The organism is Mucilaginibacter agri, assembly GCF_009928685.1.
In the GTDB taxonomy this organism is placed as follows: Bacteria; Bacteroidota; Bacteroidia; order Sphingobacteriales; family Sphingobacteriaceae; genus Mucilaginibacter; species Mucilaginibacter agri.
Genome location: NZ_WWEO01000011.1, coordinates 1 through 243, shown reverse-complemented (window position 1 = coordinate 243; position 243 = coordinate 1). Strand labels below are relative to the sequence as shown.

The 243-nt window shown below is 36.6% G+C and carries 1 protein-coding gene; it reads right to left on the bottom strand.

Annotated features, from left to right (window positions below; all coding sequences use genetic code 11):
* Positions 1 to 243, bottom strand: a 243-nt coding sequence (locus tag GSY63_RS25195; protein WP_208094399.1) for a hypothetical protein, incomplete at both ends; no start/stop codon positions are given.

Sequence of the window (243 nt, the reverse complement as noted above, 5' to 3'; positions counted from 1 at the left end):
TCTCTGTATATCCGTTTTTGTTATCAGCCAGTTAAATAGGGACTCAATAGGCTGCCTAATGGTAGAGACAGCAGTGGAGAACAGATCATTTGCAGCTTTATCTCTTTGTTTGATTACCTCGGGTTGTCCTTTTATCCCCTTAACAGGTGTAAGCATGATAGAATTGGTATTTATAGCTAAATCTTTAAAGAATTCCGCATCATTGTAAATTTTATCCCCAAAGAAAGTGCGGTTGTTTATATT